The organism is Actinomadura sp. WMMB 499 (assembly GCF_008824145.1).
In the GTDB taxonomy this organism is placed as follows: Bacteria; Actinomycetota; Actinomycetes; order Streptosporangiales; family Streptosporangiaceae; genus Spirillospora.
The window spans coordinates 2,635,146-2,650,382 of sequence record NZ_CP044407.1 but is presented as its reverse complement, the minus strand read 5'-3'; the positions used below and the strand labels follow the sequence as shown (position 1 = coordinate 2,650,382).

The following is a 15,237-nucleotide window of genomic DNA, read 5'->3' as shown; positions in this document are numbered from 1 at the left end:
GTGCTCGACCAGTGGTCGCGGCACGTGCTCGACGAGCCGTGCGAGCGGCCCCTGCGCCTGACCGCCGCCGCCCGGGCGTTCAGCCGACCTTGCCGCGCACGTAGACCCACGCGCCGTCGTCACGGACGAACCGGCTGACCTCGTGCAGCTCGCCGGGCTCGCCGCCGGACGCGTACCGGGCGCGGAACTCGACGACCCCGCGGGCGTCCGGCGGCCCGCCCGCCTCGGTGCGGACGATCTCCAGGCCCGTCCAGCGCAGCGCCGGATCGAAGTCGATCCGCTCGGGGCGCGTCGCGGGATGCCACGTCCGCAGCAGGTACGCCTCGTCCCGCTCGGCGAACGCGCTGTACCGCGACCGCATCAGCTCCTCGGCCGTCGCCGCGGCCGCCTCGCCGCGGTGCAGCCGCCCGCAGCACCCCCGGTATCCGACCCCGCTCCCGCACGCGCATCCCTTGGCCACGCCCCCATTCAACCGCGCCCGGCCGGCGACCGGACCCGCCGGCCGGACCTGCCGACCGGATCCACCGGCCACGGCACCTAGGGTTTGCGGGCCACCCCGCCCCAGGCGTCGTGGCCCTTCGCGTCCTCGAACGGGTTCGGGTCCGGGCGCCACCGTCCGATCTGCACCAGTCCGGGTTCGACCGGTTCGAAGCCGTCCAGGAACCGCCCGAGCTGCTCGGGGCTGCGCAGCACGTAGGGGACGGATCCGCCCGCGTTGTAGTCGTCGACCGCCTTGACGAACGACGGGTCGGTGTTCGTCCCGTCGTAGACGGCGAGGTAACCGCCGGACGGCAGCGCGGCCTTCAGCGTCTCGACGATCCCGCGCGCGCGGGCGTCGTCGTCGCCGGAGACCGGGAGATGCCCGAGCACCCCCATCAGCATCAGCGCGACGGGCCGCTCGAAATCCAGTTTCGTGCGCGCCGTCTCCAGGATCGACTCGGGATCGTTCAGGTCGGCGTCGATGTAGTCGGTGCCGCCCGTCCCCCTGCCGGTGAGCAGGGCGTGCGCGTGCGCGAGGACGAGCGGGTCGTTGTCCACGTACACGATGCGGGAGTCGGGCGCGACGCGCTGTGCGACCTCGTGCGTGTTGTCGTGGCTGGGCAGCCCGGTGCCGATGTCCAGGAACTGCCGGACGCCCGCCTCGCCCGCCAGGAACCGCACCACCCTCGTGATGTAGTACCGGGACGAGCGCGCCATGTGGGCGATGCTCGGATAGATGCCGGCGAAATGCGCGCCGGCCTCCTGGTCGACGGCGTAATTGTCCTTGCCGCCCATCCAGTAGTTCCAGATTCTTGCCGAATGCGGGATCGATGTGTCGATTCCGGCCATCAAGTCCTTCTCGGCCTCATGCCAGGAGAATTTCTCGTCGCCGCTCACGGTCGCCTCCAGCGGGGCAGGGGGTCCTCGGGCGTTGCACGAGCAGAAAACCAAACCGCCCACCGCCCGACAACCGGATCGGGAGAGTCAATTGTGTGTCCCCTCGCGCCCCCGCCGGGCCGTTTCGGTGCCGCACACCGGGTAGATCGTCGTCAGCAACCGGTGATCATCAGGGGGAGGGGGTGCCGGGCGCGTCCTCATGTTCACGCTCCTCCTGCTGTACGCCGCCGCGGCCGTCCTCGTCCCCTGGGCGTTCGGACGGCACGGCCGCGCGATGGGGTACGCGGCCGCGCTCGTCCCGGCGGCCACCGCGGCGTGGGCGATCGCCCGCGCCGGGGACGTCGCGGACGGCCGCGATGTCACCGCGCGGCTGTCCTGGGCGCCCGATCTCGGGCTGACGATCGACTTCCGGCTGGACGCCCTCGCCGCCGTCATGCTGCTGCTCGTCGGCGGCGTCGGCGCGGTCGTCCTGTGCTACGCCGCGTGGTACTTCCCGTCCGGCCCGCGCACCGAGCGGCTCACCGTCGGGACGCTCGTCGCGTTCGCGGGCGCGATGACCGGGCTCGTCCTCGCCGACAACCTGCTCGTCCTCTACGTGTTCTGGGAGCTGACCACCGTCAGCTCGTTCCTGCTCATCGGCGCCGGGCACCCCGAGCGGACCGAGGACCGGCGCGCCGCCCTGCAGGCCCTGCTGACCACCACCGCGTTCGGCCTCGTGATGCTCGCCGGGTTCGTCGTCCTCGGCGAGACCGCCGGGACGTACCGGATCTCCGAACTCGTCGCCGACCCGCCCGGCGGAACCGCCGCCCGCACCGCGATGGTGCTGATCCTGCTCGGCGCGTTCGCCAAGTCCGCGCAGATGCCGCTGCACGCCTGGCTGCCCGCCGCGATGGTCGCGCCGACGCCCGTCAGCGGCTACCTGCACGCCGCCGCGATGGTCAAGGCCGGCGTCTACCTGGTCGCGCGGCTGTCCCCGGCGTTCGCCGGGACCGGCCCGTGGACCCCCCTGATCGTCTCCGTCGGCCTCGTCAGCCTGCTCGCCGGCGGCGCCATCGCGCTCCGCCAGGACGACCTGAAGCGCCTCCTCGCCTTCGGCACCGTCAGCCAGCTCGGGTTCCTCATGGTGCTGCTCGGCGCCGGGACCCGGACGGCCGCGCTCGCCGGCATCGCGCTGCTGCTCGCGCACGGCCTGTTCAAGGCGCCGCTGTTCCTCGCCGTCGGCGTCCTGGAGCACGAGGAGGGGACGCGGTACGCCGACCGGCTCTCGGGCGCCGGACGGCGGCGGCCCGTGCTCGCCGCCGCCGCGGCGCTCGCGATCGCGTCCATGATCGGGCTGCCGCCGTTCCTCGGCTTCGCCGCGAAGGAGACGGCGCTCAAGGCGTTCGCGCACGGCGGCACCGACGCCGCCGTCCTCGCCGGGATCGTCGCGGGCTCCGCGCTCACCGTCGCCTACGGCGCCCGCTTCCTGCACGGCGCGTTCGGCGGCCCCCACGACGGGGACGGGCGGCCCCGCACCGCGTGGGGACTCGTCGGGCCGGTCGTCCTGCTCGCCGCCGCCGGGTTCGCCGGGGGCCTGCTGGCCGGCCCCCTCGACACCCTCCTCGGCACCTACGCCGGCACGCTCCCGGCCCCCCGTCCCGGCTACGACCTCGCGCTCTGGCACGGCCTCGGGCTGCCGCTCGCCCTCACCCTCGCCGCGCTCGCCGCCGGTTACCTCGCGTACCGGGCGTTCGGACGCGCGTTCCCCGCACCGCCCGTCCGGTGGCGGCCCCCCGACGCGCAGGCCGCCTACGACGGCACCGTCGCGGCGACGCTCGCCGCCGCCCGGGGCGTCACCCGCCGCGTCCAGACCGGCTCGCTGCCGGCCTACCTCGCCGTGATCGGCCTGATGGTGCTGCTCCTGCCGGGCGCCGGGCTCGCCGCCGGGCTCATCGGCGGGACCGCCCCGGCCCCGTTCGCCGACCGCCTCCGCGCGTGGGACGAACCGGGACAGCCCCTCCTCGTCGCCATCGTCGTCGCGTGCGCGCTCGGGACGCTCGGCGTCCGGCGCCGGCTGTCGGCGGCGCTGCTGCTCGCCGGCGTCGGCTACGCCGTCGGCGGCCTGTTCGTCGTGCACGGCGGTCCCGACGTCGCGCTCACCCTGCTCGTCGTCGAGACCCTCTCGCTGATCATGCTGGTGCTCGCGCTGCGGCGGCTCCCCGACCGGTTCCCGCCGCGCCGCCGGACGCCCGCCGCCCGCGCCTTCACCGCCGCCGTCAGCACCTGCCTCGGCGCGTTCGTCGCCCTGTTCCTGCTCGTCGCCGCGCTCAGCCGCACCGCCGCGCCGGCCGGTCCCGCCTACGCCGGGCCGACGAAGGAGGAGGGGGCGAAGAACGTCGTCAACACGATCATCGTCGACCTCCGGGCGCTCGACACGCTGGGCGAGATCGTCGTGGTCGCGGTGGCGGCGATGGGCGTCGCGGGGCTCGTCCTCACCGGGCCCGGCGCCCCCCGGCTGAGCGAGCGCCGCGCCGTCCGGCCCGGCCCCACCCGCGGCCTCGCGGGCGAACCCGTCCCCGAGCCCCCGGCGGAGCCGCCCGCCGGACGCGTCCGCTGGCTCGCCGCGCCCGGACGTCCCCCGCTCGGCGGTTCGTCCGTCGTCCTGGAGGCCACCGCCCGCCTCCTCGGGCCCACCCTGCTCGTGATCTCGGTGTACCTGTTGATCGCCGGGCACGGCCGGCCGGGCGGCGGCTTCGTCGCCGGACTCGTCGCCGGCATGGCGTTCGTCCTGCGCTACCTGCCCGGCGGCAAGCGCGAGCTGGCCCTCGCCATCCCCGCCCGGCCCGCCGTCCTGCTCGGCGGCGGCCTGCTGGTCACGCTCGCCTCCGGGGCGGCCGGCTGGATCATCGGCGACGAGTTCCTGTACGCGACGTCGTACCACTGGCACGCCCCCGTGGTCGGCGAGATCCACCTCCCCACCAGCCTCTTCTTCGACATCGGCGTCTACCTCCTGGTGCTCGGGCTCGTCCTGACGATCCTCACCACCCTCGGCGCGAGCCTGGAGCGGGGCCCGCGGGAGACGGGCGCCGAGCGGGCGGCCCGCGACGTCGCCGGAGAGGAGCCCCGATGACCGGCCCCACCGTCACGCTGACCGTCGCCGTCGGCGTCCTGTTCGCGACCGGCTTCCACCTCATGCTGCAGCGCTCGCTCATCCGCATCGTGGTCGGCTTCATGCTGCTCGGCCACGGCGCCAACCTCGCGCTGCTGCTCGCCGGCGGCCCGTCCGGAGCGCCCCCGCTGCTCGGCGGCGGCGACGACCGGGAGATGGCCGACCCGCTGCCGCAGGCGATGGCCCTCACCGCGATCGTCATCACCTTCGCCGTCACCGCGTTCCTGCTCGCCCTCGCCTACCGCAGCCGCCTGCTCACCGGCGAGGACGAGGTCCAGGACGACGTCGAGGACCGCCGCATCTGCGCCGAGGAGCACGCCGACCCCGACACCTGGACGGGCGACCCGGTCGAGGGGAACAAGGATCCGGCCCGGCGGGACGGGCCGCCCCCCGGCGGGCCCGCGCCCGGCGAGCGTCCGCGCGGGGACGGCGGATGAACCTCCTCGTTCCGCTGCCGTTCGTGCTGCCGCTGCTCGGCGCGGCCGTCGCGATGGTCGTCCGCCGCCGGGAGAACTGGCTGCGCGTCGTCGCCCCGCTCTTCGTCACCGGGGTCGTCGCGGCGGCCGGGGCGCTCGTCGCGGCCGTCGCCCGCGACGGCGTCATCGCCGTCCAGCTCGGCGGCTGGGCGGCGCCGCTCGGCATCACGCTCGTCGCCGACCGGCTCTCCACCCTCCTGGTGACCGTGTCGGCCGTCGTCCTGCTCGCCATCATGGTCCACGGGGTGGGGGAGGGCGCGGGCGGCCTCGGCGAGCACGAACCCGGCGTCTTCTACCCCGCCTACCTCACCCTCACCGCCGGGGTCTGCCTGCTCTTCCTCGCGGGCGACCTGTTCAACCTGTTCGTCGCCTTCGAGGTGATGCTCGCCTCCAGCTACGTCCTGCTGACGCTGTCGCCCACCCGCGAACGCGTCCAGGCCGGCATGACGTACACGGCCGTCAGCCTGACCTCGTCCATCCTGTTCCTCACCGCCATCGGCCTCACCTACGCCGCGACCGGCACCGTCAACCTGGCCGACCTGTCCGCCCGCACCGCCGAGCTGCCCGCCGGGACCCGCACCGCCCTCGCCATGCTGTTCCTCGTCGTGTTCGGCATCAAGAGCGCGATCGTCCCGATGCACCTGTGGCTCCCCGACAGCTACCCTGCCGCGCTCACCCAGATCACCGCCGTGTTCGCGGCGCTGCTCACCAAGGCCGCGGTCTACTCGCTGATCCGCGTCGAGACGCTGCTGTTCCCCCGCGACGCCCTCTCCTGGCCGATGCTGATCCTCGCCGCGCTCACGATGCTCGTCGGGACGCTCGGCGCCCTCACCCACGACGACGTGCACCGCGTCCTGTCGCTCACCCTCGTCGGGCACATCGGCTACATGCTGTTCGGGCTCAGCCTGTTCAGCGTCGCGGGCCTCACCGGCGCGATCCTCTACCTCGTCCACCACATCATCGTGCAGGCGACGCTGTTCCTGGTCAGCGACCTCATGCAGGGCCTCACCGGGGAGATCACGCTCACCCGCCTGCGCGGCCTCGCGAGCGTCTCGCCGCTGGTCGCCGTCCTGTTCTTCGTCCCCGCGCTGAGCGTCAGCGGCGTGCCCCCGACGTCCGGGTTCATCGCCAAGCTCGCGCTCTTCCAGGCCGGGATCGGCTCCGGGCGGATCGCCGCGTACGCCGTGACCGGCATCGCCGTCCTCGCCAGCCTGCTCACCCTCATGGCGATGAGCCGGGTGTGGGCCCTCGCCTTCTGGCGCACCCCACGTGACCTGCCCGAACGTCCGCACGACCGGGTCGCGCGGGGCGGCATCGCCGTCATGCGGGCCGTCACCGCCGCGATGGTCTGCGTCGGCCTCCTCGTCCCCGCGTTCGCCGGGCCCCTCACCGCATGGAGCGGCCGTGCCGCGGCCGAACTGCTGAACCCCGCCCCGTACGTCCAGGCCGTCCTGGGGGAGAAGTGAACGTCCTGCGCCGCATGAGCGCCCGCGCGGGCATGGCGGTGTGGCTGCTCGGCGTGTGGCTGCTGCTGTGGGGACGCGCCGACGCCGCGACCGTCCTGTCCGGCGTCCTCGTCGCGCTCGGGGCCTACGCCGTGACGCGGCTGCCCACGGTCCCGTTCATCACCCGGCTGCGTCCCGTCCGGCTCACCGAGGCGGCGCTCGAGTTCTGCTGGGACCTCGTCGCGTCGAGCGTCGTCATCGGCAAGCACGCGCTCTGGCGGCCGGGCCGGGTGCGGGGAGCCCTCGTCTACGTGCGCGCGCGCTCGCGGTCGGACGTCGTCCTGCTCGCGGTGACCACGAGCATGTCGTTGCGGCCGGGCACGCTCGTCCTCGACATCGACTGGGAGGACTCGCTCTTCCTCATCCACGCCGTGCCCGTCGACGGCCCCGCCGACGCCGAGGCCGTCAAGCACGACCTGCTCGGCACCGAACGCCGCCTGCTGCGCGCCCTCGGCGCGCCCGACCCGGAGGAGCCCGGATGACCGCCGTCTACGCCGTGACCCTGAGCCTGCTCGGCGGTGCCCTCGCCATGACGATCGTCCGGCTCCTGCGCGGCCCGACCTCGTTCGACCGCATCATGGCCGTGGACGTCCTGGCGGTCCTGCTGGTCAGCGGCATCGCCGTGCACGTCGCCGCCCAGAACGATCCCGCGAACGCCACACTCCTCGTCGTGATCGCGGTGCTCGGTTTCGTCGGCTCGGTCACCGCGGCGCGCCTGGCGGGCGAACGGGAGGACGGGGGATGAGCGTCGCCGACGTCGTCACCGCGATCCTGCTCCCGGCCGGTGCGGCCTTCTCGTTCGTCGGCGCCCTCGGCATGCTGCGCTTCCCCGACCTGCTCAGCCGCCTGCACGCGGCGACGAAACCGCAGACCATCGGCCTGCTGCTGGTCCTCGGCGGCGTCGCGCCCCAGGCGGACTCGCGCACCGCCGCCGCCCCGCTCCTGCTCGTCGCGATCTTCCAGCTGATCACCGCCCCGGTCGCCGCCCAGACGATCGGCGACGCCGCCTACCGTTCCGGCAGCCTCGACCGCGACCGCCTCGCCGTCGACGAGACCACCGACGAGACCACCGGGGCGTGAAGGCGTCCGGACGGCCGCCGGACCGGGCCCGGCGCCCGTCCGTCCCGCGCCCGGATCACGGCCCGGCGGGTTCGCGGGAACCGGCGGCGCGTTCGGCGAGCATGCCCGCGACGGCGGCCGCCAGGGAGAGCAGCGCCATGGCGGTCATGACGATCACGGCGTGGCGGTAGCCGGTCAGCAGCGCGTCCCCCGTCCCGGGCACCAGGCCCGCGTAGACCTGGGGGCGCTGGGACGCGGGCAGCGGGCCGGTGATGAGCGTGAGCGACATGGCGATGCCGAGGGTGTTGCCCACGTTCTGGAGGGTGAGCCGCTGGCCGTTGACGGCGCCGAGCCGGTCGTCCGGGACGCGCGACATGATCGCGGTCGTGTTGCAGGTGAGGAAGATCCCCGATCCCGCCCCCATGAGGGCCAGGCCCACGGCGAACATCCAGTAGGGCGTGCCGGCGTCGAGGGCGGGCAGCAGGACCAGCAGCCCGGCCGCGGTGCAGGCGGGGCCGAACACGGCCACCGTCCGTGCTCCGGCCAGCCGGGCCAGCAGTCCCGCGAGCGGGGAGCTCGCGAGCATGGCGATCGGCACCGGCAGCACCGCCAGCCCGGCCGTGCCCGCGTCGACACGCCACAGTCCCTGGAAGAACAGCGAGAAGATCAGGACGACGCCGAAGCGCGCGAGCGTGTGGAGGAAGGCGGCGAGGTTCGCGAGGGAGAACGCGGCGTCGCGGTACAGGCTCACGTCGATCAGCGGGTGCGCCGTGCGCCGCTGCGTCCACCAGAAGACCGGGAGCAGGACCGCGCAGGCCAGCAGCCCGGCGCGCACCACCGCGGCGTCCCAGCCGAGCGCGGAACTCTCCGAGACCGCGAACAGGAGTCCGCCGAGCCAGCCGAGCAGCAGCAGCGTGCCGCGCACGTCGATCGGTTCGCGCGGCCCGCGCGGCACCTTGCGCAGGGTCACCGCTCCCCAGCAGACGGCCAGCAGCCCGATCGGCACGTTGAACCAGAACACCCAGCGCCAGCCCGCGGAGGCCGCGATCAGGCCGCCGACCGAGGGGCCCAGGACCTGCGCCAGGGAGATGGCGGAGATGTAGACGCCCATGCCCTGGCTGAGCCGGTCGGCCGGGAAGGCGTGGGCGATCAGGGCGGTGCTGTTGGCCAGGATCATGGCGAAGCCGATCGCCTGCACGACGCGCAGGGCGATGAGCACCTCGATGGAGGGGGCGAGGCCGAGCAGCAGGCTCGAAAGGGTGAACAGCGCGTAGCCGCCCAGGTTCATCGTGCGCCGGCCGACGACGTCGGAGATCCGCCCGAACAGAACCAGCAGGACGGTGTTGGTCAGCATGAAGGACAGCAGCACCCAGTGGGCGGCGCTCGGCCCCGCGTCGAAGTGGCGGGCCACCACGGGCAGGGCGACGTTGAGCGTGCTGGCGTTCATCCCGGTGAGCATCGAGCCGACGGTGATGACCGAGAGGACCCGCCAGTGGTAGCCCGGCCGGATCCGCCCGCGCGGTGAGGGAGCGTGATCGCGCGATCGGAAGATCACACCGACCATAGTAGAGCAATATTCTAGAATATGCCTCTAGAATGGGTCGGCCCCGGCCGGGGACGGCCGGGGCCTTCTGCCGGGGGAAGGGTTCACGGGTCCCGGGGCAGGCCGAGCAGGCGCTCGGCGATGATGTTGAGCTGCACCTCGGTGGTCCCGCCGTAGATCGTCCCGGCCCGTCCCGCCAGCATGGACGCGGCCCGCCGCCCGGACGGCTCGTCCGGCTCGGCCACGGCGGCCTCGGGCCCCTGCCAGGCGTGCAGGCGGTCGGCGACGTGCTGCGCGAACTCCATGCCGAGCAGCTTGCGCACGCTCGCCTCGCCGCCGGGCTTGATGCCCAGCACCTGCTTGAGCGTGCTGCGCAGCCCGAGCAGCTCGACCGCCTGGCCCTCGCAGACCAGCCGTCCCAGCTCGACCCGGTCCAGCGCGCGCGCCCGGCCCGCCGCGACCAGTTCCGGCAGCCCGCGGCCGGGCGCGCCGCCCATCGCGACCCGCTCGTTGCCGAGGGTGTTGCGGGCCACCCCCCAGCCGCGGTCGACCTCCCCGACGACGCGTTCGTCGGGGACGAAGACGTCGTCCAGGAAGACCTCGTTGAACATCGCGCCGCCGGTGATCTCGCGCAGCGGCCTGACCTCCACGCCCGGGGAGGCCATGTCCACCAGGAAGTAGGAGATGCCGTCGTGCTTGGGCGCGGCCGGGTCGGTCCTGGCCAGGCAGTATCCCCACGAGGCGCGGTGCGCCCCCGAGGTCCAGATCTTCTGCCCGGTCAGGCGCCAGCCGCCCTCGACCCGCTCCGCGCGGGTGCTCAGCGAGGCCAGGTCGGATCCGGCGCCGGGCTCGCTGAACAGCTGGCACCATACCCTGCGCCCGCGCAGCGTGGGCGCGAGGAACTCCTTCTTCTGCTCCTCGGTCCCGTAGATCGCCAGGGACGGGACGAGCCAGGTGGCGAGGCCGAGCCGCGGCCCGGACACCCCCGCCGCCGCCAGCTCCTCCCGGATCAGCACCTGCTCCAGGGGCGTGGCCCCGAGCCCCCAGGGCTCGGGGAGGTGCGGCACCGCCCAGCCCGTGTCGCCCATCCGGTCCCAGCGCTCGGCCCGGTCCCCGATCGCCGCCAGTTCGGCGACGCCCGCGCGGATGCGCTCCCGCGCCGCCGGTTCGGCGATGTCGATCCGGACGGGACGGGGCTCGCGGTCGGCCACGCGGGCGGCCCAGTCCGCCGACTCCCCGGCCAGGGCGCGCAGCGTCAGCGCCCGCCGCAGGTAGAGGTGCGCGGCGTGCTCCCAGGTGTAGCCGATGCCGCCGAGCACCTGGATGCAGTCCTTGGCGACGGACACGGCGGCGTCCAGCGCGACCACCCCGGCGACCTCGGCGGCGAAGGCGGCGTCGTCCGCGCCCTCGTCCAGGGCGCGCGCCGCGTCCCAGGCCGAGGCCCTCGCCTGCTCCAGCGCGACCAGCATCCGCGCGCACTTGTGCTTGACGGCCTGGAACTGCCCGATCGGCCGGCCGAACTGCTCGCGCATCCCGGCGTGCTCGGCGGCCGTGCCGACGCACCAGCCCGCCACGCCGCACGCCTCGGCCGCGAACAGGGCGGCGGCCAGGATGCGCACCCGTTCCTCCGTCAGCCCGGTCAGGACCGCGTGCCGGGGGACGCGGACGGCGTCCGCCTCGATCCGCGCTACCGGCCGCAGCGGATCCAGGCTGCGCAGCGGCGTCACGGCGACCTCGGACGCCGGGACGACCACGTGCCACCGCCCGGCGGGCAGGACCAGCAGGTCGGCCATGGCGCCGCCGAGGACCGGCCCGGTCACGCCGGACACGATCAGCCCGTCCCCGTCCTCCTCGGCGGTGAGCCCGCCGCCGAGCGCGACCGCGCCCGTCGCGCTCCCGTCGGCGAAGCGCGGCAGCACCTCGCCGCGGACGTCGCCGCCGTCCGCGGCCGCGGTCACCGCCGCGGCCAGCGCGGTCGGCAGGTAGGGGCCGGGCGCGGCGGCGCGGCCGAGTTCCTCCAGCGCGACCGCGAGGTCCAGCAGGCCGCCGCCCTGCCCGCCGTGCTCCTCGGGCAGGTGCAGTCCCGGCAGCCCCTGCTCGGCCAGCGCCGCCCACCAGGACGGACGTCCCGGCGGGGCGCCCTCGGCGGACGGCGCGCCCACGTGCCGCTCGGCGAAGCCGCGAACCGACCCGGCCAGCTCGTCGTGTTCGGGGGCCAGTCCTATGCCCATGTCAGTCCTCCTCGCTCGCCGGCCGCCAGGTGACCAGGGCGTCCAGTGCCTCCACCCGCGGGCCGTCGACCAGCACGGGGTTGATCTCGATCGATTCCAGCCGCTCGCCCAGCGCCTCCGCGCGGGCCGCGAAGGCCTCGATGGCCTCGGCGAGCCGGTCCAGGTCCGCCGGCCGCCGGCCGCGCGCGCCCCGCAGCAGCGGGGCGCCGCGCAGGCCGCCGATCATTTCCTTGATCTCCGCGCGGTGCACCGGCAGCAGCCGCAGCACCGAGTCGCGCATCACCTCGGTCCAGATCCCGCCGAGCCCGACCGCCAGGACCAGCCCCCAGGTGGGGTCGCGGACCACGCCGGCGATCAGTTCGACACCGTCCTCGCGCTGGGGCTGGACCACGGCGCCGGTGGCGGCCTCGCCCCCGGCGGCCACCACGGCCGCGTACGCCTCGCGCACCTCGGCCGCCGTGCGCAGCCCGAGGCGGACCCCGCCGATGTCGGTCTTGTGCGGGATGTCGCCGTCCACCTTCACCACGACCGGGTACCCGGCGGACTCGGCCGCCGCCACCGCCTCCTCGGCGCCGGCGACGCGCAGGGTCGGCACCACGGGGACGCCCGCGTCGGCGAGCAGCTCCAGCGGATCCCGATCGGGGTCGGCCGGTACCGCCTCGACGGGTGCCGCTGCGGGGGCGGGCGCGCGCCGGTGGTGGGCGGACCAGGTCAGCGCGTTCCCCAGCGCCGTGAGCCCGTGCTCGATGCCACCGAGGACGTGCGGATGGCCGGTCTGCTCGACGAGCTCGCGCCCGTACTCGCTGATCTCGGACATCGTCGTGGACATCACGACGATCGGCCGCCCGGTCGCCTCGGTCGTGCTCCGGACGACGTCGGCGAGCGCGGACACCCGGCCGCGCACGAGCGCCTCGGCGGCCTCGTCGGCGGGGCGCCGCCGCGGCAGGTCCGCCAGCAGCACCGTGACGTCCACGCCGGGGTCGGCGGCGACCACCTGGAGGGCGCGGACGAGGAGGGTCGGGTCGAGCAGGACGTACCCGGTCACGTCCAGCGGGTTCTGGACGGTGGCGAACGGCGGGCACAGCTCGCGCAGCTCCGCCAGCGTCCGCTCCGCGAACTCCGGCAACTGGACGCCCTCGTCCTCGGCGCGGTCGGCGATGATCTCGCAGGCGCCGCCGGACGGCGTGACCACGCCGACCCTGCCGCCGGGCAGCGGGCCGGTGGCGGCCAGCAGCCCGGCCGTGGCGATCAGGTCCTCCAGGGAGCGGACCCGGACGACGCCCAGCCGGTGGAAGGCGGCGTCGGTGACCCGGTCGTCCCCGACCAGGGCACCGGTGTGGGCGGCCGCGCTGCGCGCGCCGATCTTGCTGCGCCCGACCTTGAGCGCGACGATCGGTTTCCCGGCGGCGAGCGCGCGTTCCGCCGCGCGGCGGAACGCCTCCGGATCGCGGACGGACTCCAGGAAGAGCGCGATGACCCGGGTGCCGGGATCGTCGACCATGTGGTCGACGACGTCGGCCACCGTGACGGCCGCCTCGTTGCCCATCGAGACCAGCAGCGAGGTGCCGACGTTGCGGGCGGCGGCCGCGCCCAGCACGCCGCTGACCAGCGCGCCGCTCTGCAGGACGAACCCGACCGGGCCCCGCGGCACGGGCCCCGGGATCGGCAGCCCGTAGGGGACGATGCCCGCGGCGGCGTTGATGTAGCCGTTGCCGTTCGGGCCGAGGACGGTCAGGTCGTGCTCGCGGGCCAGGGCGACCACCTCGTCCTGGAGCCGCCGGCCCTCCTCCCCGACCTCGGCGAATCCGGCGGTAAGCACGGCGGCGGCGCGCACCCCGGCAGCCGCGCACTCGCGCAGGACGGGCAGGACGGCCTTGGTCGGCACCATCACGTAGGCCAGATCGACCGGGCCGGGCACCTCGGCCACCGACCGGTACGCCGGCCCGCCGTGCACCGTGCCGCCGTGCGGGTTGATCCGGTAGACCGGCCCGTCGAAATCGCGCAGGTTCTGGTGCGTGAACTGGGACCACCGGGACCGGTCGGTGGCGCCGATCAGCGCGATCGACTTCGGGGTGAACAGCTCGCGCAGGCTCATCAGGACTCCTTCGTGGATACCCCGGCCTTCAGGCCGGGGAGGAAACGAAACCCCTGCGGAGCAGGACAGGGAAAGGTGATCCACCCCCGGGGCGGATCACCCTCCACCACCACTTTTCCGGCGAATCCGCCGGACGCCTGCGGCCGTCGCACCTGCGTCGTTAGGTTGCGGGCATGGCGTGCACGGTGAAGCGGGCATTCAAATAGCGCTTCTACCCGACGGACGGGCAGGCGGCCGAGCTCGCCCGCACGTTCGGGTGCGTGCGGCTGGTGTACAACAAAGCCCTGGAAGAACGCACCCGCGCCTGGCGCTGCGAGCAGCGCAGCATGTCCCACGGCGACACCTCGGCGGCGCTGACGGGGTGGAAGCAGACCGGTGACCTGGCGTTCCTGAACGAGGTGTCCTGCGTGCCGTTGCAGCAGGCGCTGCGGCACCTGCAAACCGCGTTCACCGCGTTCTTCGACAAACGCGCGCGCTATCCGCGGTTCAAGTCGCGCAAGAAGTCCCGCGCGAGCGCCGAGTACACCCGCTCGGCCTTCACGTTCCGCGACGGCGAGCTGACCTTGGCGAAGGTGGGCGGGCCGCTGCACATCGTGTGGTCGCGTCCGCTGCCCGAGGGCGCGGTGCCGTCCACGCTGACGGTGTCCAAGGACGCGGCCGGGCGGTGGTTCGTGTCCATCCTGTGCGAGGACCGCATCACCCGCCTGGACCCCGTCGAGTCGGCGGTGGGTGTGGACGCGGGGGTCACCTCGCTGGTGACCTTGTCGACCGGGGAGAAGGTCGCCAATCCCCGGCACGAGCGCCGCGACCGCGAACGCCTCGCCCGCGCGCAGAAGAACCTGGCCCGCAAGGCCAAGGACTCGGCCAACCGGGACAAGGCCCGCCGGAAGGTCGCGCGGGTCCATGCGCGGATCGCCGACCGGCGGCGCGACTTCCTGCACAAACTCACCACCCGGCTCGTCCACGAGAATCAAGTGGTCGTGATCGAGGACCTGAGCATCAGCAACATGGTGCGCAACCATTCCCTCGCCCGAGCGATCTCGGACGCGGCATGGCGGCAGCTGCGGGCGATGCTGGAGTACAAGTGCGCCTGGTACGGGCGTGAGCTGGTCGTGGTGGACCGGTGGTTCCCCTCCACCCGGACGTGCTCGCGGTGCGGGATCGTGCACGAGAAGTTGCCCCTTGAGGTGCGGGAGTGGGAGTGCGGCGGGTGCGGGGCCCGGCACGACCGGGACGTCAACGCCGCGCGCAATCTTGTGGCCGCCGGGCCGGCGGTGTCCGCCTGTGGAGCCGGTGTCAGACCTCGACGGGAATCTTCTTCCCGGACGGGGCGGTCGGTGTCGAAGCAGGAAACCCGGCGGGCGACCGCTGGAATCTCCCGCCTTTAGGCGGGGGTAGGTCAAGGGACCGGGGTGAAGCAGGGCAGGGACAGGTCCTCCTCGACGGACTTCACGGTGACCTCGACCCGGGCCCCGATCCGCGCGTCCGACGGGTCCAGGCCGACCAGGTGGGTCATCATCCGCACGCCCTCGTCCAGGTCGACGAGGGCCAGCACCGTCGGCGGGTCGGTGGCGAAGCGCCCGAACGCCTTGCGCATCACGGTGTAGGAGTAGACGGTGCCGGAGCCCGACGCGGTCCGCCACTCCAGTTCGGTCGAGAAGCAGAGCGGGCACAGCGCCCGGGGGTAGAAGATGGTGCGCGCGCAGCTCAGGCAGTGCTGCAGCAGCAGCTCGCCGCGCGCGATGCCGTCCCAGTAGGGACGCGAATCGGCGTCGATCATCGGTTCGAACATGGCCGTCTCCC

12 protein-coding genes and 1 pseudogene are annotated in these 15,237 nt (G+C 74.2%); 7 read left to right on the top strand and 6 right to left on the bottom strand.

The genetic code is table 11. The annotated features are described in order from the left end of the window. Positions 1 to 79 precede the first annotated feature (79 nt). Positions 80 to 460, bottom strand: a complete 381-nt coding sequence (locus F7P10_RS11400; protein WP_254716546.1) for a YchJ family protein — start codon at positions 458 to 460, stop codon at positions 80 to 82. A gap of 77 nt (positions 461 to 537) precedes the next feature. Continuing rightward, positions 538 to 1,329 carry an SAM-dependent methyltransferase gene (locus F7P10_RS11395; RefSeq protein WP_151009327.1) on the bottom strand — a complete coding sequence of 264 codons (792 nt, stop codon included), beginning with the start codon at positions 1,327 to 1,329 and terminating at the stop codon, positions 538 to 540. Positions 1,330 to 1,576: 247 nt separating this feature from the next. Between F7P10_RS11395 and F7P10_RS11390 the strand changes: the two genes are divergently transcribed. From F7P10_RS11390 to mnhG, 6 genes are read left to right on the top strand one after another with little or no spacing between them, the layout of a single operon-like run. After that, positions 1,577 to 4,486, top strand: coding sequence for a Na+/H+ antiporter subunit A (locus tag F7P10_RS11390; RefSeq protein WP_151009326.1), 2,910 nt, complete (start codon positions 1,577 to 1,579; stop codon positions 4,484 to 4,486). Then, positions 4,483 to 4,962 carry a Na(+)/H(+) antiporter subunit C gene (locus F7P10_RS11385; protein WP_151009325.1) on the top strand — a complete coding sequence of 160 codons (480 nt, stop codon included), beginning with the start codon at positions 4,483 to 4,485 and terminating at the stop codon, positions 4,960 to 4,962. The genes F7P10_RS11390 and F7P10_RS11385 overlap by 4 nt, the downstream gene beginning before the upstream one ends. Beyond that, on the top strand, positions 4,959 to 6,467 hold the full coding sequence (locus tag F7P10_RS11380; RefSeq protein WP_151009324.1) for a Na+/H+ antiporter subunit D: 1,509 nt from the start codon (positions 4,959 to 4,961) through the stop codon (positions 6,465 to 6,467). The genes F7P10_RS11385 and F7P10_RS11380 overlap by 4 nt, the downstream gene beginning before the upstream one ends. Beyond that, entirely contained in the window at positions 6,464 to 6,988 is a 525-nt protein-coding gene (locus tag F7P10_RS11375) for a Na+/H+ antiporter subunit E (RefSeq protein ID WP_176611417.1), read from the top strand. Before F7P10_RS11380 ends, F7P10_RS11375 begins: the two co-directional genes overlap by 4 nt. Continuing rightward, positions 6,985 to 7,251, top strand: a complete 267-nt coding sequence (locus F7P10_RS11370) for a monovalent cation/H+ antiporter complex subunit F (RefSeq protein WP_151009322.1) — start codon at positions 6,985 to 6,987, stop codon at positions 7,249 to 7,251. The genes F7P10_RS11375 and F7P10_RS11370 overlap by 4 nt, the downstream gene beginning before the upstream one ends. Then, on the top strand, positions 7,248 to 7,586 hold the full coding sequence (mnhG, locus tag F7P10_RS11365) for a monovalent cation/H(+) antiporter subunit G (RefSeq protein ID WP_151009321.1): 339 nt from the start codon (positions 7,248 to 7,250) through the stop codon (positions 7,584 to 7,586). The genes F7P10_RS11370 and mnhG overlap by 4 nt, the downstream gene beginning before the upstream one ends. A 55-nt stretch (positions 7,587 to 7,641) precedes the next feature. Here the strand turns inward: mnhG and F7P10_RS11360 are convergent, their stop codons facing one another. The 3 genes from F7P10_RS11360 to F7P10_RS11350 form a co-directional block, all read right to left on the bottom strand. Further along, positions 7,642 to 9,120: an MFS transporter gene (locus tag F7P10_RS11360; RefSeq protein WP_254716545.1), complete on the bottom strand. Its 1,479-nt coding sequence runs from the start codon at positions 9,118 to 9,120 to the stop codon at positions 7,642 to 7,644. Between the two features lie 92 nt (positions 9,121 to 9,212). Continuing rightward, a complete protein-coding gene (locus tag F7P10_RS11355; protein WP_151009319.1) occupies positions 9,213 to 11,339 on the bottom strand; it encodes an acyl-CoA dehydrogenase in 2,127 nt (708 codons plus the stop codon). Between the two features lies 1 nt (position 11,340). Next, the gene (locus F7P10_RS11350) at positions 11,341 to 13,434 is read right to left on the bottom strand and encodes an acetate--CoA ligase family protein (protein WP_151009318.1); all 2,094 of its coding nucleotides are present in this window, start codon (positions 13,432 to 13,434) and stop codon (positions 11,341 to 11,343) included. Between the two features lie 173 nt (positions 13,435 to 13,607). Here F7P10_RS11350 and F7P10_RS11345 point away from each other — a divergent pair. After that, positions 13,608 to 14,822, top strand: a pseudogene (locus F7P10_RS11345) (RNA-guided endonuclease InsQ/TnpB family protein). 11 nt (positions 14,823 to 14,833) lie between these two features. Here F7P10_RS11345 and F7P10_RS11340 read toward each other — a convergent pair. After that, positions 14,834 to 15,226: a Zn-ribbon domain-containing OB-fold protein gene (locus F7P10_RS11340; protein ID WP_151009317.1), complete on the bottom strand. Its 393-nt coding sequence runs from the start codon at positions 15,224 to 15,226 to the stop codon at positions 14,834 to 14,836. Positions 15,227 to 15,237 lie beyond the last annotated feature (11 nt).